Source organism: Spirosoma sp. KNUC1025 (genome assembly GCF_045160025.1).
Taxonomy (GTDB): domain Bacteria; phylum Bacteroidota; class Bacteroidia; order Cytophagales; family Spirosomataceae; genus Spirosoma.
Genome location: NZ_CP087139.1, coordinates 1300384 through 1322394, shown reverse-complemented (window position 1 = coordinate 1322394; position 22011 = coordinate 1300384). Strand labels below are relative to the sequence as shown.

Genomic DNA, 22011 nt, shown 5'->3' with positions numbered 1-22011 from the left:
TTATACAACCTGAATGGGTTGCTTGTCCTCATCAATCGCAACAAACGTAAACGAGCCATGAATGGCCTGATGCCGTTCGAAGCTGTACATCTCCTCTACGTATATTTCGACGTTTATCTGCAGGCTGGTGTTCCCAATACGGGCAACCCGGCCTATCAATTCGATAATAGTACCCGCCGGAATAGGCTTGGTGAAATTTATTTTATCGGACGAAACCGTCACGACTCGTTTTCGGGTAAAGCGGGTTGCCGTAATGAATGCAATTTCATCCATGAGCTGCATGGCAGTGCCACCAAACAGCGTATCGTAATGATTTGTTGTACTCGGAAAAACAGCTTTAAAAACGTGGGTTTCAGCGTCCTTTATTCGTTGATCAATTGAAGTCATCAGGTAATTAATAGGCATCCAACATGCGGTCAATCTCCATATATTCTGTTTGTAAGGTTAGTAAACAATTCGCACAGAGGCAACCATTAAATAACGAACTAACGTACTGACGCTGCTCTTCTGTTAATTTAACAGACATACACTGACACGACGTAATGCGACCAACCCTGCATTCATAAACTACTGCGCAGCGGGGACAGACTGACTCATCGTGTTTGCAGGCTGAAGATGTCATAAAACGGTTTCATGCTCAAAAGCAATAAAATTAACCAGTTGCTGCCGATCGTTGCAGATTGGAAAAATGGTAATATCGCACCAATAGGTGGTGCCATCTTTATGATAATTCAGCAACATTTCTTTGGCGGGAACACCTTGGTCAATACCCGCTTTAAGACGTTGACTAGCGGCCATATCAGTAGCCTTTCCCTGTAAAAATGAAGGCTTTTGTCCCAACACTTCGGCCTGATTATAGCCTGTCATCAGCATAAACGGCTCGTTGACATACTGAATAATCTGCTGTCGGTCTGTCACAACCAACGCCCAATCGGGTTGCCTTAACAACTGACGGACGGTAGAAGGCAGTTGCCAACGGTTTGTTTTAGCTAACCTGGTCAGTGCTTCTGATTCGTAGAACGCGGGCTGGTGTATGGGTCGCGGCATAAATTCCCAGGCCATGCTGAGTGGTAGCATAGGCGCCCTTTTATTTTGCTCACGGACCATACTGGTATAATCTTTTCCGGGTTCATAATAAATGTCGTTTAATACGTGCTACCCCATACAACTAACAGAGTGTGTTAGCTGTTTTGCAAAACCGGTTACTCATTAATGATCAATCCATTAAGCAGTCTGTAGAGTTATACCTGCACAGTTAGTTTGGACGTATCAAACTTCCGCCTATAATACGCTACGGTACGTCCAATTAGTATTCCACCGACAATACTAGGAGCAATCCAGCCAATCGTATTGACCCATCCTGGCGTGTCAGGCGGTAACACACGTCCGATATTCACCACTAAAGCCGCTGTAAAGGTAGCAATATAGGAACCTCCCATACGGGTGAAGTGCTGAAAGAACCAGTGCATTTTTTCGGTTGGCTTGCCAATCAAACTATAGTCCTTCCGCGCGAAAATGCCGGTTAACACACCGAAGAACGTAAATAAAATCGGGAAGAACGCATCTCCGGGCTGGCTCATCAAATAAATTCCAAAACTAATCATAGCTACACTCACAACTAACGTAACATAAGTCAGCAGCCTATCGCTAAAACCGGGTGCTTTTGTTTTCTGTTTGGTAGCGCGCCAGCCTGTCATGCTCAGATAAAAACTGAAAATGGCAATGCCCGTCAGAAACAAGCGCATCATTTTAAACGGTTGCAGTACGCAAAGCAATAAGGCGGTAATGGCTACCACGATCATGCAATACACATAGATCAGGCCAGCTCGGTTATGCAGCCGACTCCCTTTTTTAGAGAACATAGGAATCAGCCCAACCAGTAAAGCCGTAAATCCAGTAGCAATGTGAAGTATCAGAAAGGAAATAATAAGTGTTTTCATGACCCACTAGGTTATCGTTTGTTGAGACAAACCTACGGCAACCCGTTAAACAGCCGAAACACAAAGGGCCAAACAGCTGTGTTTGGGACGTTTAGCAAGAAAACAGCACCTCTGGGGCAAATGGAGGGATGTTTTACAAAGATTTCAGTTCAGCCACCAGCGTTTCGTTATACTGCCGGGCTACGGGTATCTGAAAAAGACCTCCCAATAGATGAAGCTTATACCCTTGCGCATTACCTGTTACCCGCTCGACCCGACTAAGATTGATAACGTACGAACGATGACACCGAACGATATGCGGCTGAGCAATCTGCTTTTCTAACCGGCTCAGACTGCTCCGAAGAAGTAATTTAAGGGGTTGATTGTTTTTTAGATATACAACTGTACAGTAATTATCGCTTGATTCTATGTAAAGCAATTCATCCGCAGGAAGAACCAGCCTGTCTTTTTCATTATCGGCAAGCAGGGTTATAGACGCCTGAAGGAATTCGCCGGGTTTCTTAGTGCTGATGGAATCAATACGTTGGTTACCAGATATCGAGGCATTGATGGGTAGTTCTGCAGCTGTTCGACTGTATTTTTTAAGATGCCGGATGTAGCTAAGCAACACAAGACCTGTGATTGGAAAAGCACCGATCAGAAAAGTAACTACGATCATACCGAACCACCCCAATCCGCTGTCTTCACCCGGCCCTAATAATTCTTCCAGATAAAAGCGATTGGCAACGGCAATCAGCAGCACATTGGTCGATATGAAGAGAATTTCCCGGCCGACTGTCCAGTTCTCTTCTGAAAATGACCGGGGAAATAATTTCGGCCAGGTAGCAAAATTAAAGGCGGTAATAACGAACGTAACGACGCCAAATCCGCCTATTTTGAGCAGCTTATTGGGTGTTTCCCAGGTGTTCAGGCCAAACGGTTGAAACACCAGTAAAAACAGGCTGATAAATAATCCAATAATAACTGCCCTGCGTATTGCAGGCAGAAGATCATTATTAGTCGGATAAGGTTGGTTGAACAGGCTGAGCATATCATCTCAACAGCTTTCACATCTACTAAAATAGCCGCCAGCCAGCAACCTGCTCAAAAAATTGCGGTAGAACGGGCGGATACACGACAATCATAAACAGCACGCCGAACAAAGCGCCGTAAAAGTGCGCGTCGTGGTTTACGGTACCCAGCCCACGACGTGCTTCATAATATGAGTAGGTCAAATACAGCGCTCCGAATATAAAGCCCGGAATGCCAATTGGTATAAAAAACAGGTAGATCGGGGTTAGTGGCCGGAACAGAATAGCAGCGAAAAGAATCGCCGATACGCCCCCGGAAGCGCCCAGCGAATTGTAACTACGATCATTCCGGTATTTTAGCAGCGTTGGAATGTCTGAAATAACAATGGCAATCAGATAAAAACCAATCAGATAAAGTGGCTCCTGAGAGCCAAACAACATACCAAATATCTGCTCAATGAATCCGCCGAAAAAATACAGGCTCATCATATTAAAAAGCAGATGACTCCAGTCTGCGTGCAGAAAACCAGACGTAATAAGCCGGTAATATTGCCCTTTTTTTACCACATCGTACGGATTCATCACCCAGCGGTCCAGAAGGCTATAATTGTTCCAGGCCATAATACTGATAATGACCGTAACGACAACGATGATAAGGGTTATGCTCATAGAGAAGGAAATCATGTAAAATGAACACTGCAAAACGAAGCGTATAGATTACTCAGAGCATCGTCTACGATTCAGTTTCCATTACTCATTCAATTGTCTGTCAGCTTTCGCGCTCGACTAATTGCCGGGCAAAATGAATCAATAATTTTTTACGTTCCGAATCCGCCTTCACATCATCAAAGTTGGCAAAACCGCGGGCAAAGTACTCGCTGATTCGAGATTCAGTCAGTTCGCGAATACCCAATTGATTGTAAATAGACGTAACGGCCTGCACTTTTTCGGCTTTATCAAAGTCCTTTCGATTGAGCCAGTCAATAAGTTCATCTTTACAAGCGCCTGTAGCTTGCTGAAGTGCTTCAATAAGTAAGAATGTTTTTTTGTTGGCAATAATGTCCCCTCCTACCTGCTTTCCGAATTTGGCTGGATCGCCATATACATCCAGCAAATCATCCTTTAACTGAAATCCCACGCCAATATTCATGCCCGCTTCGTACAGGTGCCGGGTAGTTTCGTTGTCTGCACCGGCAATTAACCCGCCCAGCTCAAGCGCATAACCCAGTAATACCGACGTTTTCAGCCGAATCATATCAATATATTCAGTTTCCGTTACGTCCCATCGGGCTTCAAAATTCATGTCCATCTGCTGCCCTTCACATACTTCAGCCGCTGTTCGGCTAAAACGTTCCAAAGCGGGTCGGAGTTTATCTGTCTCTACGTTCAACAGCAGTTGATAGGCATTCACCATCATGACATCGCCCGATAGAATAGCGATGTTCTCGGTCCATTTTTCGTGAACTGTAGGCTGCCCCCGGCGAAGTGGAGCCTGATCCATAATATCATCATGCATCAGGGTGAAATTGTGAAACACCTCGATTGCCAGCGCTGGTCGGACGGCTTTCTGCCAGTCGTCGGTGAACAGGTAGGTAGCCATCAACGTCATTAGAGGACGCATACGCTTACCACCCATACGCATAATATACCGAATCGGATCGTAAAGTTCAGGCGGCTGTTGCCCATATTGAATGCTCTGAAGTTCGCTTTGGAGAGCATCAATAAAAATAGCTGGATTCATTCGGCGCGGCAGTCTTCTGTTGGTTTTGAAGTTCAAAAGTACAGCAAAAGCCTCCAAAAGCCTAACCGCCAAACGTTCGGCGATAATTTCGCTGAGAGGGTGTGCTAATAATGAAGACCAGCCGGGCAGATAGCACAAAGTACCCGTCGCGTTTGCCCGAATTGCCCCGTTTAGCACCGGGAGGGTTCAGCGATTGGCCCAATTCCGCACGCCGGTCAGATAAGGCAGCGGCCAGTGGTTCCATATGGCTCCGGTCTGGATATACTGTACTGACATCATCTACATAATCGCTAAATACATGAGTATACGTTCCTTCCAGATGAAATTTGAAGCGCTCGGTAGCCGTAACCGGTACCCCCAAACCATAGCGTACAATAAGCGGTAGCCGATTGTACGCAACACTCTCTGTATGAAGTAAAGCCAGACTAACCGTGCTGTTTTTATAGGTCGTTTTGGGCGTTAGGTACGTCAGTCCTATGCCTGCAAGCGCATAAGGAATAACAATGTGGTTTCGATCTTCAGCTCGCCAGAAATCCCATTGCAGACCTGCCCATATATCAGGATTCAGGCTTCGAAAAGAGAGATTGTTATAGGCTAGATGGGTATTCGCTTGGGAGCCCCGAATATAATATAGCTGTGCTTCGGCCCGAAAGCTAAGTTGAGGAGAGTATCGATAGGAGACGGCAGCATTAATCGCTGTTCCCAATCGTAAATGGGCCAAATCGGTACGTTCGTTCAGATCACCAACGTATCGCGTCATGCCAACACCGGCATTTAATAACCATGTGCCTGGTTTCTCCCGCCAGATTTCAGAACGTTGTGCAAGCCCGACTAATATTGACAGGCGCATCAGCGTAAGCGCCATCGCAAAGGATCTGAAAAATTTCACTTGATTAATATGTTACCAGCTTATTATGGTGGGCAAAGTAACAACAAAACAAATGACAAGTGCCTGATACGTACAAAAAAGATCATTTGTACGCATCAGGCACTTTAAATTCTAAAACTGAGTAGCTACCAAGATAGATTACTCTTTCGTCTTCTGTTCATCTGGCAGAACAGATTCAGGGTCGGTCTGTGGCTTTATATCATCTCTGGAGGCACCCTCTTCTGAGACATGCTCTTCTTTTTCTTTCTCTTCCTCGAAATATTCAGCCGCTGGTAGCACAGTTGCATCGGTAGCATCGGGGCCAGAAACAGGCAGCATAGCATCTTCCATTTGGTGCTCACCGAAGAAACGACGCTGAAAAAACAGAATCAAACAAACACCGATGAAAATGCAGGAATCGGCAATGTTGAAAATTGGCGTTGAGTAATATTGTCCCCCCAGATTGGCACCCATTCAGGAATAAACCCTTCCCACACATCCACAAAAATCATATCGATAACCTGCCCATGAAACCAGGGCGTTGGCGAGCCATAAGGGGCATTATTCAGAAAAACGCCGTAAAACGTACTGTCAATTACATTGCCGACAGCCCCGGCCAGAATCATTGCCATTGCCCATAGCAAACCGTTCAGGAGCCCCCCGATGAGCCAGATTGACCAGATAATAGCCAATACCCACCATAGCAAAGAGCCGGAAAATACTAAGCAGCAGTTTCCCATATTCATAACCCAGTTGCATCCCGAACGCCATACCAGGATTCAATACGTAGTGCAGCTTTAGCCAATCGCCAGCGAGCTTAATTTGGCCCGCAAAGCCAGGAGCCATATAAAAATGTACAGCCAGCTTCACGCCCTGATCGAGCAGAATCAGGATCAGCGTTAGCAGAAAGAACTTAAGCGGATTTTTCCGAATCATAATAAAAAATATGGCACAGCACGAAGTCCGCTCCGGCGGGTGCTGTGCCAGTCAGTAGATACCAGCCAAAACGTAGTCAGGCAGTAATCAGAGCCGTCATTTCTAATTAAGAGTTGCCCCTTAATCCCTGACTACAGTTGACTACTACCTGACTATTCCTGACCATTTATTTTGACCGGCAGTTCTTCCGGCGTTTCAATTCATCACTTACCAACGTAAATTCCCGGCTACTCTGACCGGCAATCGATTTATTTTCGTCAGCCCGCCGAAACAGGTAAGGCATTACAGTATCTACCGGACCGTAAGGAACGTACTTCGCAACATTATAGCCCGCGTTGGCCAGATTGTAGGATATATTATCGCTCATGCCCAACAGCTGCGCAAAATAAATGTGCGGATCGGACGGTGAAATCCCCAGCTGTTGCATACGGTCGAGGCAATACTGGCAGCTGGCTTCGTTGTGCGTCCCTAAGCAGATCGAGATGATATCACGGTGCTCCAGGCAAAAATCAATGGCTGCGTTGTAGTCCCGGTCGGTATCTTCTTTAGTAGCCTGAATAGGGTCCTGATACTCTTCTTCGTGTGACCGTAACCGTTCTTTTTCGAGATACGCGCCACGAACCAGTTTCACGCCCAGAAAATAGCCTTTGGCCTGTGCTTCGGCGGTATCGCGCCGAAGATGATCGAGGCTCTCCCAGCGATACATCTGGTACGTATTATAGACAACGGGGCGCTCATGGTTATAGCGATCCATCATCTCATACGCCAGCGAGTCGATGGTATCCTGAATCCAACTCTCTTCGGCATCAATGAAAATACGGACATTACGTTCGTAGGCACGCCGACAGAGCGTATCTACGCGACCCATAACTCGGTCAAACTCTCCTTTTTGCTCTTTTTTTAGCGAATCGCCAAGCTGAACGGCTTCGAGGAGTTCCGTCGAAGCGATGCCCGTCATTTTAAAAACAGAGAATGGAATATCAGCGGATTCGCTGGCGCGTTCAATTGTTCGGAGAATTTCGAGGGTTGTTTCATCGAAACTTTTTTCAGTATCCTCACCCTCAACGGAATAATCGAGGATGGTACCCACATGCGCATTATGAAGATGCTGAATCGTTAGTTCGCAGTCACGAATGCTCTCTCCCCCACAAAATTGCTCAAAAATGGTATTCTTTATAAGGAATTTAATGGGAAGATGCAGACGCAGGGCAATCTTTATGAAAAAAGTTCCTAAATTTACCAGCCATCCCTGATTCATCAACGAAAATAACCAGTACGTTTTTCGAAGTTTGGAATTGGACTGGGACGAAAAAGCAATCGAAGTGTCCTCAAATGAAACAGGTTTTACTTCTGTAATCCCTTGGACAGCCTCCGGCATTAGATTACTTCGGTTCGACATAATAGTGCTCCGTTTGGGCGGTGCTATTTGCATAGCTGACAGTGCGTGTCGGTAAATACGACCGAAATATAAAACGAAAATTCGGTCAATCAGTTAATGTCCCGGCGCGGCTTATTTCAACAAATTAAAAACCCTTTTAGACAAATGAAGGAACCGGCTTGAGATTCAGCTGGTTCCTTATGCAAATATACCATAAAAATCGATTGAAAGTTCCCGATAGAGTACAGGTATTACTCGTAGATTACCCCTAGTATGAAAGTAGATTTAGCCGTAGAGCCGCTGGGATCGTGGATTGAGACCAACGGCAAACCCCTGATCATTGCTGGGCCATGCAGTGCCGAGACTGAAGATCAGCTAGTTGAGACCGCCCGCCAGTTAAAAGAACTGGGCGCTGTCCATGTTATCCGGGCTGGAGTCTGGAAGCCACGTACCCGTCCGGGTAGTTTCGAAGGCATGGGCGAAGCCGCTCTGCCCTGGCTTCAGCGTGCTAAAGCCGAAACGGGTCTTCCGTTTGCGGTAGAAGTCGCTACGCCCGAACACATCGACCTGGCGTTAAAATATGGGGTAGATATTTTGTGGATAGGAGCCCGTACAACGGTTAATCCATTTAACGTTCAGGAAATTGCTGACGCACTTCGAGGTGTTGACGTTCCCATATTAATCAAGAATCCGGTAAACCCGGATCTGGCTCTTTGGGTGGGTGCCTTCGAACGTATCGCCGGAGCCGGTATCAAAAAGTTGGGTGCTATCCACCGCGGCTTTGCTACGGGTGAAGCGAGTAAATATCGGAACATCCCGATGTGGCAAATGGCCATCGAGCTTAAATCGATCTTCCCCCAACTGCCAATTATCGGTGATCCAAGCCATATGGCGGGTAAGCGTGCTTACCTAAACGAGCTGGCTCAAATGGCGTTGGATCTTAACTATGATGGCCTGATTGTTGAATCACACATCGATCCTGACAAAGCCTGGAGTGATGCCGCTCAGCAATTAACGCCAGCCGCTTTCGGCGAAATGCTCGATCATCTGGAAATTCGGCAGGTAGAATCGTCAAACCGGGATTTTCAGACCTTTACAGAGCAGTCGCGCCGGAGCATCGATAACGTAGACCGGCAGATTGTTGAGATGCTGGCGGCTCGTATGGCGCTGGTAGAACGGTTAGCTGAATACAAACGCGACAACAACGTTACGTTGTTCCAACCTGAGCGCTGGAAAGAAATCCTGCAAACACGTACTGAACTGGGTAAAAAACTAGGTTTGTATCCTGAATTAGTGGAAGAGATTTACAAAATCATCCACATGGAATCAATCCGGAAACAAACGGAAATTATCCATAGCGCTGCTCAAAGCGCATAAGCATAAACGTTAAAATAAGAATAGCCGCCTTCTGGCAGAAGGCGGCTATTCTTATTTTAACGTCAACGTCTTCGTGGCATTATTGTAGCCTGCAAAGCACCCAAGTCCGCCTTCGATATTGCTTGGAATCAGGACGGGCTCGGCGAAGGGATTGTTACGTGATCGTCTTTGGCGAATTACCGCTTCCTGAAAGCGATAAAAGCTCTGATCGACACTCATCAGGTTTACCGTTACGCTGGCGGTTTTATATTGGTTGTAAAAGTTGTTGGTGGCTGAAGGAGTTAAATAGGCTTTACCCGAAACTTTTTCACGTCCATCAACGCCCGCATCATCGAATAATCCCCGATTATCATCATCGAAAGACAACGTACTATAACTCTCATTCTGACAGGCTTTGCAGGTGCTGGTGATGTACCGAAAAATACCAGCGACCTGATAATAATTGGCCTGTCCGGCAGGGTCCTGCCAACGGGCCAGCACATAATACCGACGACTTAACGAATCGAGCGTAATGGATGTCAGCGGCACAGCGGCCGGGATGGTACAACTACTACTCACCCGCTCACCATTGACCACCACAGTAAGCGTGTAGGTATGCCCTACCACAATAGGCAACAACCGGGCATTGACACTATAATACAGACGGCTCTTTACGGTATCGCCTTTTACTACATTATTATAGGGCAATACAACTGATTTGCTGCCTTCAGCGAGCGTAACGGTAGCGTTTGTTACGTTGTTTCCCGTTTGTAGCAGACTAATACTGTCGCCAACTACCGTATTGGAGCGGGTTACTTTAACGGCTAAGGTCGTATCCTGAGGAGAGATAAAGCAACTGACTACCAGTTTGGTTGGTTGAACGCCCAACATAGCCGGATCGACCTCATTTCGTAAGCTGGAGCAGCCGATTAGCAAACTCATTCCAATCAGGAAAAACAGCGTGGGCCGTATATAGCGATATAGTCGCAGAATCGATAGCATCAGAATTTGAAGTTATAACTAACGGCTGGTACAATCGGAAACACAGAATATCGAAATAAAGCCGTTCGGGCAGGCTCAGTAGCAGTGGCTGTTACGGATTCGAGTCGGTAGAAAAACGGATTTCGACGATTGTAGAGGTTGTAAAAACTGATTTCCCACGTGCGTTCGTGATGCTTTTTCTGCTTATGAAACTGAATACTCACATCAAATCGATGATAAGGCTCGGCTCGAAAGGTATTTTTCTGTGTTCCGTAATCATCCACCGTTCGAACATTCTGCGTGAAAAGGTTCTGCACAAGCCCCGGCCCTCCCCCATAAACCAACGTATTGAAAGGTCGGTACGTGTCATAGCGTCCAACAGGTACCGTCAGCGCATTGCCAGTACCATACACCCAGACAGCCGATAACGTAATGCGTTTGTTGAGTTCGTAAATACCAACCAGGGAAACGTCGTGCCGACGGTCGTAACGCGGATAGAACGGCTTTCCACCATTCAACTCGGCAAACTGCCATTGGGTCCAGGAGAGTGTATAGCCCGCCCAGCCCGAAAACCGGCCGACTTTTTTCTGCAACAGAAACTCCGCACCATATGACCAACCTCGACCGGCCGTTACGTTGTCTTCCCAACGCACACTGTTCGCCTGAGTCGGGTCGTTGATGAGCAGGAAACTAGCCCCTTCCTTATAATTGATAATGTTGTTCATGCCCTTGTAATACCCTTCAACGGTCAGAGTTAGTCCCTTATCGGTGAAGTCTTTGGCAATACCTACCGCTACCTGCTGCGATTGCTGAGGTTTAACCCGGTCTGTTGTAGGCACCCACAAATCCGTAGGCAGGCCGATGCCTGTGTTTGACAGAAGATGAACATACTGATTCATCAGCGCATAGGATGCTTTCACCGATAAATCGGGCTTAAGTGTATAAGCTACCGAAAGACGCGGTTCGGGTCTGACGTAGGCGATATTTTCACCTTTAAAATAACTCAGCCGAAGTCCGCCATTCAGCCGCCAACGGTTATTGGGCCGCCAGGTATCTTCAGCATAAATACCCGATTCCAGTACGTCAATGTTGCTGACATTATCGATTGACTGGTTAATAACCGCATTTTGCAGGACCACAGCACTCGGCGTAAACCGATGATACGTACTCTGAAGACCCATACGTATCGAATGCTGTGGCGACGGGTAATAATCGATATCGTATTTCAGACCGAAATCCCGAATACCGGAGTTATACTGTAATAAATACGTTTCAGCGTCGTTCGTACCTCGTTCTACCGCCGAAATCTGAAATTTATAATCACTGAAAATCAGCGACGCATTTGAAAAAAGTTTCTGGCTGAACAGGTGGTTCCAGCGAAGCGTACCGGTAGCGTTGCCCCAGCTCAGGCCCGTATCGGTATTCTGAACTTTATCGCTGGCGTAGAATCGATCCCGGCCAAAGTACCCGCTGATGTAAAGTTTATCGGTCGGGCTGAAATCGTAATTCGCTTTGGCGTTCAGGTCATAGAAATAATACCCCGCCTTTGTCTGACCGTTCGTCTGTGCTTCAATGATAGGAGCCGCCACTACATCCAGGTAGGTTCGCCGACCCGATACCAGAAAAGAGCCTTTCTTATTTTTTGTTAAGGGACCTTCGAGCATCAAACGCGAAGCAATCAGCCCAATGCCACCTTCGCCATGCAGCTTCTCCCGATTGCCATCTTTCATGTTCAGGTCAATGACCGAAGAAAGTCGTCCACCATAACGAGCCGGAAAACCGCCCTTGATCAATTCGACACTTTTTATGGCATCACCGTTGAAAACCGAGAAGAACCCGAACAGGTGATTGGCATTATAAACGACAGCATCGTCCAGAATAATGAGGTTCTGGTCTGGGCCACCGCCCCGAACGTAAATGCCGGTCTGCCCTTCAGAGCCTTTCTGAACACCGGGCATCAGCTGCAGCACTTTCAATACGTCCTTTTCGCCCAGAAAAGCCGGAATTTTCTTGATTTGCGACACGGGTACGTCAATGGAGCTCATCTGGGCGCTTTCGCTCACTTTTTCTACCAACGAACCCGCTTTTACATCGACTCCCGTTAATTGGCGACCGGGCATGAGCAGTACATTCTGCGTCCGGTTACTTCGCAGTGCCTGGGTGCGCTCTACGGTTTCGTACCCTACAAATGAATAAGCCAGGCGTGCGCTATCCTGAGCCGGTAAGGTAATTGAATAAAAGCCATACGTATTGGTCGTTGTGCCCGTTGTGGTACCTGGCAAATACACGTTTACGCCAATCAGCGCTTCCTGACTACCCGCTTCACGAACGTACCCACTAACCGTAAAACGAGCAGTCGGCGCCTGCCCCCAACCAGAATACCACGAAAACAAAAAAAGCAGGCTAAATAAACCTAAATGCATACAGTGGAAGAATCAAAGCAATCAAGACATCATAGCGTCTAAACCCCGTAAAAAGGCCGCTGAAGACAGCTATCTATTTATTAACCATTTCTGAGCCGGAAATCGTATATCACTCGCTGAAGCAGCACCCGAAGCCGTTCTTTTTTGTTATGTATGTAAAACAAAACGTCTGACAATAAGGTACTAAAGACAGAACCAGCTTCGTGCAGACGCCATAACCATCATGCTTCAATTCGATAAACTTTCGCTGAATATACCGGACACCAGCAAACCACGCGTCGTCATCATCGGTGGCGGGTTTGGGGAATGAATCTGGCCAAAAGTCTACGTAACGCCGACGTACAGGTGGTGCTCTTTGACAAGCAAAATTACAATGGCTTCTGGCCTCTGCTTTATCAGGTAGCCACCGCCGGTTTGGAGCCCGACGCCATTGCCGAGCCGTTTCGCAAAATGTTCGATAACTTCGATGATTTCCACTATCGGATGGTACGTGTCAGTAAAATTGACCCGGCTTCAAAAACCGTAACGACCCTCATTGGGGACCTTCATTACGATTATCTGGTGATTGCTACGGGTTCGAAGTCTAATTTCTTTGGTAATCAGCAGATTCAGAAATATGCGTTTCCGCTGAAGACCATCCCCGAAGCCCTTAACGTTCGCAGTCAGTTCCTACAGTGTTTTGAACAGGCTAGTGTGACAACCGACCCTGATGAACGCAAGAGCCTGCTTACCTTCGTGATAGCCGGTGCTGGTCCGACAGGCATCGAAATGGCCGGCTCATTGGCCGAAATGCGCAAACACGTACTGCCGAATGATTATCCGGGACTCGATTTCAGCCTGATGAGTATCTACGTAGTGGAAGGATTAGGTAAGGTATTGCCACCTATGTCCGACGAAGCCGGGAAAAATGCACAGCGGTATCTGGAAGATCTGGGCGTAATTATTAAATTAAATACGCTGGTCGAATCTTATGACGGCGAAACGGTAACCTTCAAAGGTGGAGAGCAGATAAAAACGCAGACACTGGTCTGGGGCGCTGGCGTAACGGGCGCTCTGATTGACGGTATCCCGGCTGAATCCACCGAAAAAGGGCGAATTCTGGTCGATCCCATCAACCGGGTGCAGGGCTTAACCGATGTCTTTGCCATTGGGGATATCGCTTTTATGAAACTGGACGATTATCCGAAAGGGCATCCGGGCGTAGCGCAGCCTGCTATTCAACAGGGCAAGCATTTAGCCAAAAACCTGCGTCGGCTCATGAAAAACGAACCGACTACACCCTTCGAATATTTTGACAAAGGGTCGCTGGCAATTGTTGGGCGTAGTCGGGCCGTGGCCGACCTGCCGGGAAATGTTCATCTGGGCGGCTTTATTGCCTGGATGGCCTGGTTATTCGTACACATCTGGTATCTAGTCGGCTTTCGCAGTAAGTTGATTGTATTCAGTAACTGGATATACCGTTTGTTTACATATCAACGCGGAACACGTATCATCATCCGGCCTTTCGTTCGAAAAGACGACAAAGTTGGGCAGGAAATGGTCACTCAGAACGAAATGAGCTAACAAGCCAATGTAAGTTTGTGCTTTGCATTGACTTGTTATAAAAAAGGGTGCCTATCAGTTTGATAGGCACCCTTTTTTATAGCAAGTCACTATTCATTTACCAACCAGGATGGCCGTAATAACCACCATACGGACGAGAGGCCGGCCGAGAATGCACGGGATGCCGGTACCCATAATGACGACCGTAATTGGGGCGGCCATTGTAATAACTTGTACAACTGCTGACTGATACAAGGAGTACCAGCACTATCAGGAATCCAGACAATTTTGATGTTTTCATGACTGTATTACTCTTTTGTGTAATTCATGAATTAGATAATCTATAGTACTTATCGATTAAATCCTGTTGATTAAGCTTTAATTAAAGTTCTGACAGGCAGGCATTTTGCGGGGGTTAACAAAACGTTTGACACAAAATCACGTTCTATTAAGTAACACCAACTTTCCTGATTAGACTAATGAGTCATATTAATTCTCGCGCCACAATCGTCACAGGGTTGTTCCTGGCCCTGTCAATTGGCTTATCTACAGCCCAATCTGTTTCCGACAACCTCACCGACAGTACTAAAGGTGGTCCACTGGATTTAGGGAAGATGTGGACCTTCGATAATCCACCTACAGCCTTTTTCAAGAAGACATACAATTTCACAGCCGACGAAAAGTGGTTTGACGAAGCCCGGCTGGCCTCATTACGGTTTGCTGATTACTGTTCGGCATCATTTGTCTCGGCCAATGGGCTGGTTATGACCAACCACCATTGCGCCCGCGAGTCGGGAACGGGCGTAACGCGAAAAGGCGAAGATTTAAATGCAACGGGTTTTTTTGCCAAAACACAGGCTGAAGAGCGCAAAGTAGATGGCCTGTTCGTTGATCAGCTCGTAAAGATCGAAGACATCACCAAACGCGTTCAGGCTGCCATGGTCGGCGTCGAATCCGCTCAGACTCAATCCGACGAAGCTCAGTTACAGGCTCGTGAGCAGGTTTTTTCGACAATCAAACAGGAATACAGTACGAAGGAAGGCTGGAAGGGCCTTGAACTACAAGCCATTACGTTCTATAACGGCGGCCGCTACGCATTGTACGGCTTCAAACGCTACACAGATGTTCGGCTGGTTTTCATGCCCGAATTAGCCCTGGGATTCTTTGGGGGCGATTATGACAATTTTACATACCCACGTTACGCACTCGATTGCTCGTTTTTTCGTGTGTACGACAACGGTAAGCCTCTGCAAACAACGCATTTCTTTAAATTCAACCCCAATGGCGTTCGCGATGGAGAACCTATTTTCGTGATTGGAAACCCCGGCCATACGGATCGGCTCAAGACCGTAGCCGAACTCGAATTTGACCGCGATTTGCAGATTCCCGCCACCATTCAGCTTCTTCGCAGCCGGGTGAATGCGTTGCAGGCTTATAATCAGACGGCGAAGAATGACAGTATTCTGAATGAGATATTTAGCTATGAAAATAGCCTGAAAGCGTATGGTGGGCAACTGGCCGGACTACGCGATGCCAGTTTGCTGGCCAGAAAAGTCGTTTTTGAAAACCAGTTTAAATCTGCGGCAAAAGCTAAAAACCTGCCCGCTGACCAACTCAAGACCTGGGATGAAATTGCGGACAACACGGCTCAGCTACGTAGTCTGTTTAGAGATGCGAATTATCTGGCACCCAGCGATCGTACTACGGGCGAATTACTGGCTTTTGCTAATGTCGTTACGCAGTTTAGTGAATTGCTGGCCACTCGGCCGCAGGATGCCGAACGTGCACGCTCTATGCTGGAAATTCCAGCCGTAAAAAGTACGGCTCTGGAAGAAGCCTATCTGGCCGCTCACCTTGCCGATGCACAGACCAATTTAGGTAAAGATGACCCCTACGTAAAAGCGGCACTGACTGGTGCGGGTGGTGTTGCCCGAACGCCAAAAGAAGCCGCGGCTTATCTGATCAAGAATACCAAACTAACCGACCCTGCTTTTCTGAACGAACTGATGACCCGTCCGAACGCTGTTGCTTCGTCTACAGATCCACTCCTGGCGTTGGCTCGGGTTGGTTTCCCGCGTTACGTAGCGGCCGCCCGTCAGGCACGTCAGCTTGTTCAGCGACAGGAAATTCTACGGGGTCAGTTGGGGCATATGCTGTATGATGTGTATGGTACGGCTGTTCCGCCCGATGCTACGTTCTCCCTGCGCATCAACGACGGAGTCGTGAAATCCTATGATTATAATGGCACGAAAGCGCCTATTCTGACAACGTTTGCGGGTTTGTACGACCGAAATTATTCATTTAACGATAAGGCCCCCTGGAATTTGCCCGCTCGCTGGAAAAACCCACCAGCCAAGTTTTTGAAACAACCCATGTGCTTTATTTCAACGAATGATATTATAGGTGGCAATTCGGGTAGCCCGATGATCAACAAAAACCGGGAAGCCGTTGGGCTGGCTTTCGACGGCAACATGGAAAGCCTGCCGGGTGAATTCATTTTCGTGCCCGATGCCAACCGGACCATATCTGTCCACACGGGGGGTATTATAGCTGCCATGCGCTACATCTATAAAGCTGACCGGCTTATCAACGAACTGGTTGGTACGCCTGGCAAGACTACGTCGGTAAAGAAATAATTGTAGTTTTGGGCGTTCAGGGTACAGATTCTGGAATTTAGGGAGCAACGCAAAAGCGAACGCCAGAATCTGTATCTCGTAAACCGTAAACTTTCTTCCTATGACCAAGTCTGAAATTCCTGTAATGCCTCAGTTTTTCGACCGATACATTAATCTCGCCGATAACGTACTGATTCTTGATGCATTAACCCAGGGTGCTACGTTTGAGAATCTGGTGCCTGCAAAAACGCTCGAAGCACTCGGTGATCTGCGGTACGCGCCCGACAAATGGACAGTGAAGGATATTATTCAGCATGTTATCGACAACGAGCGCATTATGTCGTACCGTGCACTACGCTTTGCCCGTAACGACAAAACAGCGCTTCCGGGCTACGACGAAGTGTTGTTTGGTTACAATACGAACGCTGTCAGCCGAACTATTGCTGATCTGTATGATGAGTATGCAGCCGTCAGGCAGTCAAGCATTGCTTTGTATAAAAGTTTCGATGAGGACATGCTGCTACGTAGTGGCCTGGCCTTTAACCAAACCATTTCAGTGCTGGCTTTAGGGTTCGTGCTGGTCGGTCACGCTACCCATCATGCCAATATCATTCGGGAACGATACCTACCTCTACTTTCATAACAAACTATGCTTAAACAAACACTTCTACTCATCGCCTTATCGGCGCAGCTAGTCTGCGCCCAGACAAAATCGAAAATAACCGTAACCGACCTCACTCGCATTAAGCAGGTGGGTGGCATTGACATGGCTCCCGATGGCCAGCGAGCGATTTACACCCTCACCACCATTGAACCAAACCCTGATCAGAAAGAGGAATACGAATACAAAACTCACCTTTACCTGACCAACCTGAAGCCGGGCGATTCAAAAGCACTGACACACGGAAGCGAGTCGGCACGGCAGCCAACCTGGTCGCCGGATGGAAAGCAGATTGCTTTTTCCCGCACCGTGAAAGGCAAATCGCAGGTATTTATTATGCCGCTCGAGGGTGGAGAAGCTTGGCAACTGACCAGTGGGCCTTACTCGTCTTCCAGTCCAAAATGGTCTCCGGATGGCAAGCGAATCGCCTTCATGGTGAGCGTAACGATGAGCGAAATGCTTAAAGACAGCGTTCTGAATCCGGGAAAAAGAACACCAGCCTGGTCGATGGAAAAGCCGGGCTTCAGCAACAACGACTTTCTGCTCACCGACAAAAAGATAAAACCGAATCCGGATGGGTCACTGGCTGAAATACGTGCTTATCTGAACAAGGACGTAGAGGATAAAAAAGCGAAAGTCATCAATCGGCTTAATTTCCAGGGCGAAGCCACAACAGAGCCCGAACTCGGGTTTACGCAGTTGTATGTTATTGATGTGCAGGAAGGCGCAACGGCCAGGCCAATTTCCCGGGGTTTTACGTCGTTTCAGGCGGCAAACTGGCTGCCAAACGGGCAGGGCCTAATGGCCGTAACGGATCGTGATACGCTCAAACATCCCGACCGCGAACAGGATAATGCCATTGTATTTGTTCCGGCAAATGGCTCAAGGGCGATCACTACCGTACTGACTGAAGCTGGCAAAAGTTATGGGTCGCCGGAGATATCGCCGGATGGCAGGCAACTTTCTTTTTCAGTGACTCCCTCGTCGGGCGTTAATGCCGTACAGATTGGCCTGGCCACACTAAATGGAACAACCGCTTCAACTATCCAGCTTGTTACGTTCGACCGGGCGGCAACGAATCTGACCTGGACGGAATTGCCAAATCAGGCAAAAGGCAGAAAAACAGCGCCGTCTTATGCTATTTATTTTACTGCCTCTTCCAACGGGGGGGTGCCCTTATATCGTCTCGACCCGGCTACACGGCAGGTGACTCAATTGACAGAGTTTGAGAAAGGAGTTACCAGTTTTGACGTAGCAGGCAACCAGATTGTACTGGCCCGAACAGAAATAACAAATCCGTCGGAACTATACGTAACCGACGCAACGGCTAAAAACCAGACAAAACTGAGTAATCACAACGATTGGGTGGCGCAAAAACAGCTCAGCGTTCCCGAAAAGCGCACGTACAAAAATTCGCTTGGACAAACCGTCGATTACTGGATCATGAAGCCTGCCTTTTTTGAATCCGGCAAGAAATACCCTTTGTTGCTAAACATGCACGGTGGCCCTACGGCCATGTGGGGACCGGGCGAAGCGTCGATGTGGCATGAATTTCAGTACATGTGTGCGCAGGGCTACGGCATTGTTTATGCCAACCCGCGCGGTTCGGGCGGCTACGGCATTACTTTTCAGCGGGCCAACATAAAAGACTGGGGCACGGGCCCTACCGAAGACGTACTAGCCGCTGAAACCGATGCCGCCAAAGAAGCTTGGGTCGATACCAGCCGACAGGTGATTACTGGCGGATCGTACGCGGGTTACCTGACGGCCTGGATTGTGGGGCACGATAATCGCTTCAAAGCCGCCTTTGCGCAACGGGGTGTTTATGACCTCACTACGTTTCTGGGCGAAGGAAATGCCTGGCGGCTCATCCCTAACTATTTTGACTACCCTTGGTCGGCCGATGCGAAGGTGCTGGATGCCAACTCGCCCTACACGTTCGTGCATAACATTAAAACACCACTGCTGATCAAACACGGCGAAAACGACCTTCGTACCGGACCTATTCAAAGCGAAATGCTTTACAAAAGCCTGAAAATATTGGGTCGGCCAGTTGAATATGTCCGTATGCCCGGCGCTACGCATGAGCTAAGTCGGTCAGGAAATGTTCGTCAACGTATCGACCGGCTGCTTCGGATTTATGAATTTTTCGAGCGTTACGTTGGTCCCGACGCCCCGAAAACGGCCATTAAATAATTCAATCGAAAACCTGCCCCTGGTACTACAAACAGACTAGTAGCGGGTTGCACTCGCCTTACAGATCAATCAGTATGTCAAAACAAAAAGAAGCGCTGGAGGATGCGCATAAATTCCGATTCTGGAAAGGCCAGATGGAAGCCAACGGCATGAAAATCAATGACATCAGGGAGTATTACACACGCTATCGGCACAATGGCGAGATTTTATTTGCGATGCTGGAAGTGGATGCCGATACGCCCGAAGGCGACAAGATTCCTCCCGCTCTTTTTCTGAAGGGTCATGCCGCTTCCATGCTGGTTTGCCTGATCGATAAAGAAACGAAAGAAAAGTATGTTGTGCTGGTTAAGCAACGGCGCATTGCCGACGGCTCGCAAACCTACGAACACCCGGCGGGCATGGTCGACGCCAGCGACGCAGCCGACGACGTAGCAGCCCGTGAAATCGGTGAAGAAATCGGCCTGACCGTTACTGCCAGTGAATTAACCAAATTGAATCCACGTGCCTGGTACCCCAGTACGGGCACCAGCGACGAAGGCATGCATTTTTTCTTTCTGGAAAAAGAAATGGCTCGCGACGACATCATGGCCTATCACCTTAAGAATATGGGTAGTGAAGCCGAACATGAACGTATTATTACGGTAGTAGCTACGTTGCCGGAGTCGCAAAAGCTAATTACCAATGTGAATGGCTTACTGCTCAATTTTCTTTATCTGAAGTATGTAGGCGATTACGAAACGATAAAACTCTTGTAAACCGAAACTTTATGGATGAATTCATGCAGGAGGCCATTCGTCAGGCCCGTAAAAGTTTGAATGAGGGCGGCATTCCAATCGGGTCAGCCCTTACAAAAAATGGCGAACTTGTCGCATCGGGTCACAACAAGCGCGTGCAGGAAAACAACCCGATTTTACACGGCGAAATGGATTGCCTCAACAATGCCGGGCGAGTGGGCTCCTTCAAAAACACGGTTATTTACTCGACGCTAATGCCCTGTTATATGTGCGCCGGAACCATTGTGCAGTTTAAAATCCCGAAAGTGATCGTTGGTGAATCCCGGACCTTTCCTGGAGCCCGCAAATTTATGGAACAGCATGGCGTCGAAGTAATTGATCTTGACCTGCCTGAGTGCGTTGAGATGATGAACCAGTTCATTGCCGCCAAACCGGAAATCTGGAACGAGGATATTGGGGAATTGTAAACACTGTCAGCTTTCAGAATTGTACTCAATAAAAAAAGCCTTAGCCTGGATTATACCAGCTAAGGCTTTTTTTATAGTATAACGAAAGCACATTATTTGCTACCGCCTGCTTGCCCGCTCGACAATAGATTGAAGAACTGGTCAAGTTTTGGCGTGATGATAATCTCCGTCCGACGGTTTTGCTGACGGCCTGCGGCTGTCATGTTGTCATCTTTTGGCACAAATTCAGAACGGCCACCAGCGGTTAAACGCTCAGGCGCAACGCCGAATTTACCTTGCAGCATCCGCACAACCGACGTAGCACGCAGGGCGCTCAGGTCCCAGTTGTCTTTGATAGAAGCCGTTGCAATGGGGACAGCATCCGTATGACCTTCAACCAGAATATCCAGCTCTTTATGGTCATTCACCACCTTCGCTACTTTACCCAGTACGGTTTCAGCTTTTGGGGTGATATCATAGCTACCGGATTTGAACAGAAGCTTGTCGGAGATCGATACATAAACAACACCTTTCTTCACCTCAACCTGTACATCCTGGTCATTGATATCGTCCAGCGACCGTTTCAGGCTCATTACCAACGCCAGGTTTAGCGAGTCTTTCCGCTGGATTGACGTATTGAGGTTGTTCACGTATTTGGTTTGCTCGTTCAGGGTTTCGAGCGACTTTTTGATGCTTTCAGCACCCGACTTACTCACAATCGACAAGTCCGACATCCGGTCCAGAAGGTTGGTATTTGTCTTTTTGAGATAATCAATCTGCGCCTGCAGGTCAGACACCTGCTTATCTTTACCTTGCAGATCAGTATCTTTCGCCGACAACTGATTGCGAAGGTCCGCTGTCCGCTGATCGCAGTCATTCAATGACGCAACCGCTTTGTCACGAGCCTCTTGCAAGGATTTAATTTCGGCCAGTCGCTTCTTACTGTTACAGGAAGCCAGCATTGCCACAGCCGCAAAAACAATCAAAACGCGTTTCATAAGATAGTTATAGAATTGGAAGACAAAAGTTAGGTTAATGTCAGCAGTCCGATACCCGGACCAATTGTTTCACAAAAGTAAGGGATTCTGATATACCACCTAAAAATTACTGTTCATGTAAAACCCACAAATTGTATTATTTCCTTATTGGCGACCTAAAATTTTTTAAAAGGTATATTTATCCCT

21 protein-coding genes and 1 pseudogene are annotated in these 22011 nt (G+C 47.7%); 7 read left to right on the top strand and 15 right to left on the bottom strand.

The genetic code is table 11. The annotated features are described in order from the left end of the window. The 12 genes from LN737_RS05810 to LN737_RS05755 form a co-directional block, all read right to left on the bottom strand. Complete coding sequence (locus LN737_RS05810; protein WP_405517014.1) at window positions 1-387, bottom strand: acyl-CoA thioesterase; 387 nt, start codon at window positions 385-387, stop codon at window positions 1-3. A gap of 7 nt (window positions 388-394) precedes the next feature. Next, on the bottom strand, window positions 395-622 hold the full coding sequence (locus LN737_RS05805; RefSeq protein WP_405517012.1) for a cysteine-rich CWC family protein: 228 nt from the start codon (window positions 620-622) through the stop codon (window positions 395-397). Further along, a complete protein-coding gene (locus LN737_RS05800) occupies window positions 619-1077 on the bottom strand; it encodes a PAS domain-containing protein (protein WP_405517010.1) in 459 nt (152 codons plus the stop codon). The genes LN737_RS05805 and LN737_RS05800 overlap by 4 nt, the downstream gene beginning before the upstream one ends. Window positions 1078-1241: 164 nt before the next feature. Beyond that, window positions 1242-1940, bottom strand: coding sequence for a DUF2306 domain-containing protein (locus LN737_RS05795; RefSeq protein ID WP_405517008.1), 699 nt, complete (start codon window positions 1938-1940; stop codon window positions 1242-1244). Between the two features lie 133 nt (window positions 1941-2073). After that, window positions 2074-2970, bottom strand: coding sequence for a LytTR family DNA-binding domain-containing protein (locus tag LN737_RS05790; protein WP_405517006.1), 897 nt, complete (start codon window positions 2968-2970; stop codon window positions 2074-2076). A gap of 25 nt (window positions 2971-2995) precedes the next feature. Next, window positions 2996-3619 (bottom strand): rhomboid family intramembrane serine protease, encoded by a 624-nt coding sequence (locus LN737_RS05785; protein WP_405517005.1) that lies wholly within the window; start codon window positions 3617-3619, stop codon window positions 2996-2998. A gap of 100 nt (window positions 3620-3719) precedes the next feature. Then, window positions 3720-4691 carry a polyprenyl synthetase family protein gene (locus LN737_RS05780; protein ID WP_405517003.1) on the bottom strand — a complete coding sequence of 324 codons (972 nt, stop codon included), beginning with the start codon at window positions 4689-4691 and terminating at the stop codon, window positions 3720-3722. Between the two features lie 61 nt (window positions 4692-4752). Further along, window positions 4753-5580 (bottom strand): hypothetical protein, encoded by an 828-nt coding sequence (locus LN737_RS05775; protein ID WP_405517001.1) that lies wholly within the window; start codon window positions 5578-5580, stop codon window positions 4753-4755. A 138-nt stretch (window positions 5581-5718) separates the two neighbouring features. Next, on the bottom strand, window positions 5719-6033 hold the full coding sequence (locus LN737_RS05770; RefSeq protein WP_405520584.1) for a hypothetical protein: 315 nt from the start codon (window positions 6031-6033) through the stop codon (window positions 5719-5721). Further along, a complete protein-coding gene (locus tag LN737_RS05765) occupies window positions 5949-6251 on the bottom strand; it encodes a signal peptidase II (RefSeq protein WP_405520325.1) in 303 nt (100 codons plus the stop codon). Before LN737_RS05765 ends, LN737_RS05770 begins: the two co-directional genes overlap by 85 nt. Next, a complete protein-coding gene (locus tag LN737_RS05760) occupies window positions 6151-6495 on the bottom strand; it encodes a signal peptidase II (RefSeq protein ID WP_405516999.1) in 345 nt (114 codons plus the stop codon). Before LN737_RS05760 ends, LN737_RS05765 begins: the two co-directional genes overlap by 101 nt. Window positions 6496-6661: 166 nt before the next feature. Beyond that, complete coding sequence (locus LN737_RS05755) at window positions 6662-7873, bottom strand: proline dehydrogenase family protein (protein ID WP_405520323.1); 1212 nt, start codon at window positions 7871-7873, stop codon at window positions 6662-6664. Between the two features lie 273 nt (window positions 7874-8146). Here LN737_RS05755 and LN737_RS05750 point away from each other — a divergent pair, with 273 nt between their 5' ends. Then, entirely contained in the window at window positions 8147-9250 is a 1104-nt protein-coding gene (locus LN737_RS05750) for a chorismate mutase (RefSeq protein ID WP_405516997.1), read from the top strand. A 51-nt stretch (window positions 9251-9301) separates the two neighbouring features. Here the strand turns inward: LN737_RS05750 and LN737_RS05745 are convergent, their stop codons facing one another. Together LN737_RS05745 and LN737_RS05740 are read right to left on the bottom strand one after the other, a co-directional pair. Further along, on the bottom strand, window positions 9302-10231 hold the full coding sequence (locus tag LN737_RS05745; protein WP_405516995.1) for a DUF4249 domain-containing protein: 930 nt from the start codon (window positions 10229-10231) through the stop codon (window positions 9302-9304). Continuing rightward, window positions 10231-12633: a TonB-dependent receptor domain-containing protein gene (locus LN737_RS05740; protein ID WP_405516993.1), complete on the bottom strand. Its 2403-nt coding sequence runs from the start codon at window positions 12631-12633 to the stop codon at window positions 10231-10233. The genes LN737_RS05745 and LN737_RS05740 overlap by 1 nt, the downstream gene beginning before the upstream one ends. Before the next feature lie 223 nt (window positions 12634-12856). On the opposite strand from LN737_RS05740, the pseudogene LN737_RS05735 reads away from it, so the two are divergent. The 6 genes and pseudogenes from LN737_RS05735 to LN737_RS05710 all read left to right on the top strand — a co-directional run bounded on the left by LN737_RS05735 (window position 12857) and on the right by LN737_RS05710 (window position 20848). Next, window positions 12857-14196: pseudogene (locus LN737_RS05735) on the top strand (NAD(P)/FAD-dependent oxidoreductase). A gap of 458 nt (window positions 14197-14654) precedes the next feature. Then, the gene (locus tag LN737_RS05730; protein ID WP_405516991.1) at window positions 14655-16811 is read left to right on the top strand and encodes a S46 family peptidase; all 2157 of its coding nucleotides are present in this window, start codon (window positions 14655-14657) and stop codon (window positions 16809-16811) included. Window positions 16812-16911: 100 nt separating this feature from the next. After that, the gene (locus tag LN737_RS05725; protein WP_405516989.1) at window positions 16912-17433 is read left to right on the top strand and encodes a DinB family protein; all 522 of its coding nucleotides are present in this window, start codon (window positions 16912-16914) and stop codon (window positions 17431-17433) included. 6 nt (window positions 17434-17439) lie between these two features. Then, window positions 17440-19647, top strand: coding sequence for a S9 family peptidase (locus LN737_RS05720; protein WP_405516987.1), 2208 nt, complete (start codon window positions 17440-17442; stop codon window positions 19645-19647). A gap of 74 nt (window positions 19648-19721) precedes the next feature. After that, on the top strand, window positions 19722-20402 hold the full coding sequence (locus tag LN737_RS05715) for an NUDIX hydrolase (RefSeq protein WP_405516985.1): 681 nt from the start codon (window positions 19722-19724) through the stop codon (window positions 20400-20402). Window positions 20403-20413: 11 nt separating this feature from the next. Continuing rightward, the gene (locus tag LN737_RS05710) at window positions 20414-20848 is read left to right on the top strand and encodes a nucleoside deaminase (protein WP_405516984.1); all 435 of its coding nucleotides are present in this window, start codon (window positions 20414-20416) and stop codon (window positions 20846-20848) included. A 92-nt stretch (window positions 20849-20940) separates the two neighbouring features. Here LN737_RS05710 and LN737_RS05705 read toward each other — a convergent pair whose 3' ends face one another. Continuing rightward, the gene (locus LN737_RS05705) at window positions 20941-21825 is read right to left on the bottom strand and encodes a flagellar motor protein MotB (RefSeq protein ID WP_405516982.1); all 885 of its coding nucleotides are present in this window, start codon (window positions 21823-21825) and stop codon (window positions 20941-20943) included. Between the last annotated feature and the right edge of the window lie 186 nt (window positions 21826-22011).

Bases quoted from the DNA above. Each gene is read 5' to 3' on its own strand.
- LN737_RS05810 (WP_405517014.1), bottom strand. From the start codon at position 387: ATGACTTCAATTGATCAACGAATAAAGGACGCTGAAACCCACGTTTTT.
- LN737_RS05805 (WP_405517012.1), bottom strand. From the start codon at position 622: ATGACATCTTCAGCCTGCAAACACGATGAGTCAGTCTGTCCCCGCTGC.
- LN737_RS05800 (WP_405517010.1), bottom strand. From the start codon at position 1,077: ATGCTACCACTCAGCATGGCCTGGGAATTTATGCCGCGACCCATACAC.
- LN737_RS05795 (WP_405517008.1), bottom strand. From the start codon at position 1,940: ATGAAAACACTTATTATTTCCTTTCTGATACTTCACATTGCTACTGGA.
- LN737_RS05790 (WP_405517006.1), bottom strand. From the start codon at position 2,970: ATGCTCAGCCTGTTCAACCAACCTTATCCGACTAATAATGATCTTCTG.
- LN737_RS05785 (WP_405517005.1), bottom strand. From the start codon at position 3,619: ATGAGCATAACCCTTATCATCGTTGTCGTTACGGTCATTATCAGTATT.
- LN737_RS05780 (WP_405517003.1), bottom strand. From the start codon at position 4,691: ATGAATCCAGCTATTTTTATTGATGCTCTCCAAAGCGAACTTCAGAGC.
- LN737_RS05770 (WP_405520584.1), bottom strand. From the start codon at position 6,033: ATGGGTGCCAATCTGGGGGGACAATATTACTCAACGCCAATTTTCAAC.
- LN737_RS05760 (WP_405516999.1), bottom strand. From the start codon at position 6,495: ATGATTCGGAAAAATCCGCTTAAGTTCTTTCTGCTAACGCTGATCCTG.
- LN737_RS05755 (WP_405520323.1), bottom strand. From the start codon at position 7,873: ATGCCGGAGGCTGTCCAAGGGATTACAGAAGTAAAACCTGTTTCATTT.
- LN737_RS05750 (WP_405516997.1), top strand. From the start codon at position 8,147: ATGAAAGTAGATTTAGCCGTAGAGCCGCTGGGATCGTGGATTGAGACC.
- LN737_RS05745 (WP_405516995.1), bottom strand. From the start codon at position 10,231: ATGCTATCGATTCTGCGACTATATCGCTATATACGGCCCACGCTGTTT.
- LN737_RS05740 (WP_405516993.1), bottom strand. From the start codon at position 12,633: ATGCATTTAGGTTTATTTAGCCTGCTTTTTTTGTTTTCGTGGTATTCT.
- LN737_RS05730 (WP_405516991.1), top strand. From the start codon at position 14,655: ATGAGTCATATTAATTCTCGCGCCACAATCGTCACAGGGTTGTTCCTG.
- LN737_RS05725 (WP_405516989.1), top strand. From the start codon at position 16,912: ATGACCAAGTCTGAAATTCCTGTAATGCCTCAGTTTTTCGACCGATAC.
- LN737_RS05720 (WP_405516987.1), top strand. From the start codon at position 17,440: ATGCTTAAACAAACACTTCTACTCATCGCCTTATCGGCGCAGCTAGTC.
- LN737_RS05715 (WP_405516985.1), top strand. From the start codon at position 19,722: ATGTCAAAACAAAAAGAAGCGCTGGAGGATGCGCATAAATTCCGATTC.
- LN737_RS05710 (WP_405516984.1), top strand. From the start codon at position 20,414: ATGGATGAATTCATGCAGGAGGCCATTCGTCAGGCCCGTAAAAGTTTG.
- LN737_RS05705 (WP_405516982.1), bottom strand. From the start codon at position 21,825: ATGAAACGCGTTTTGATTGTTTTTGCGGCTGTGGCAATGCTGGCTTCC.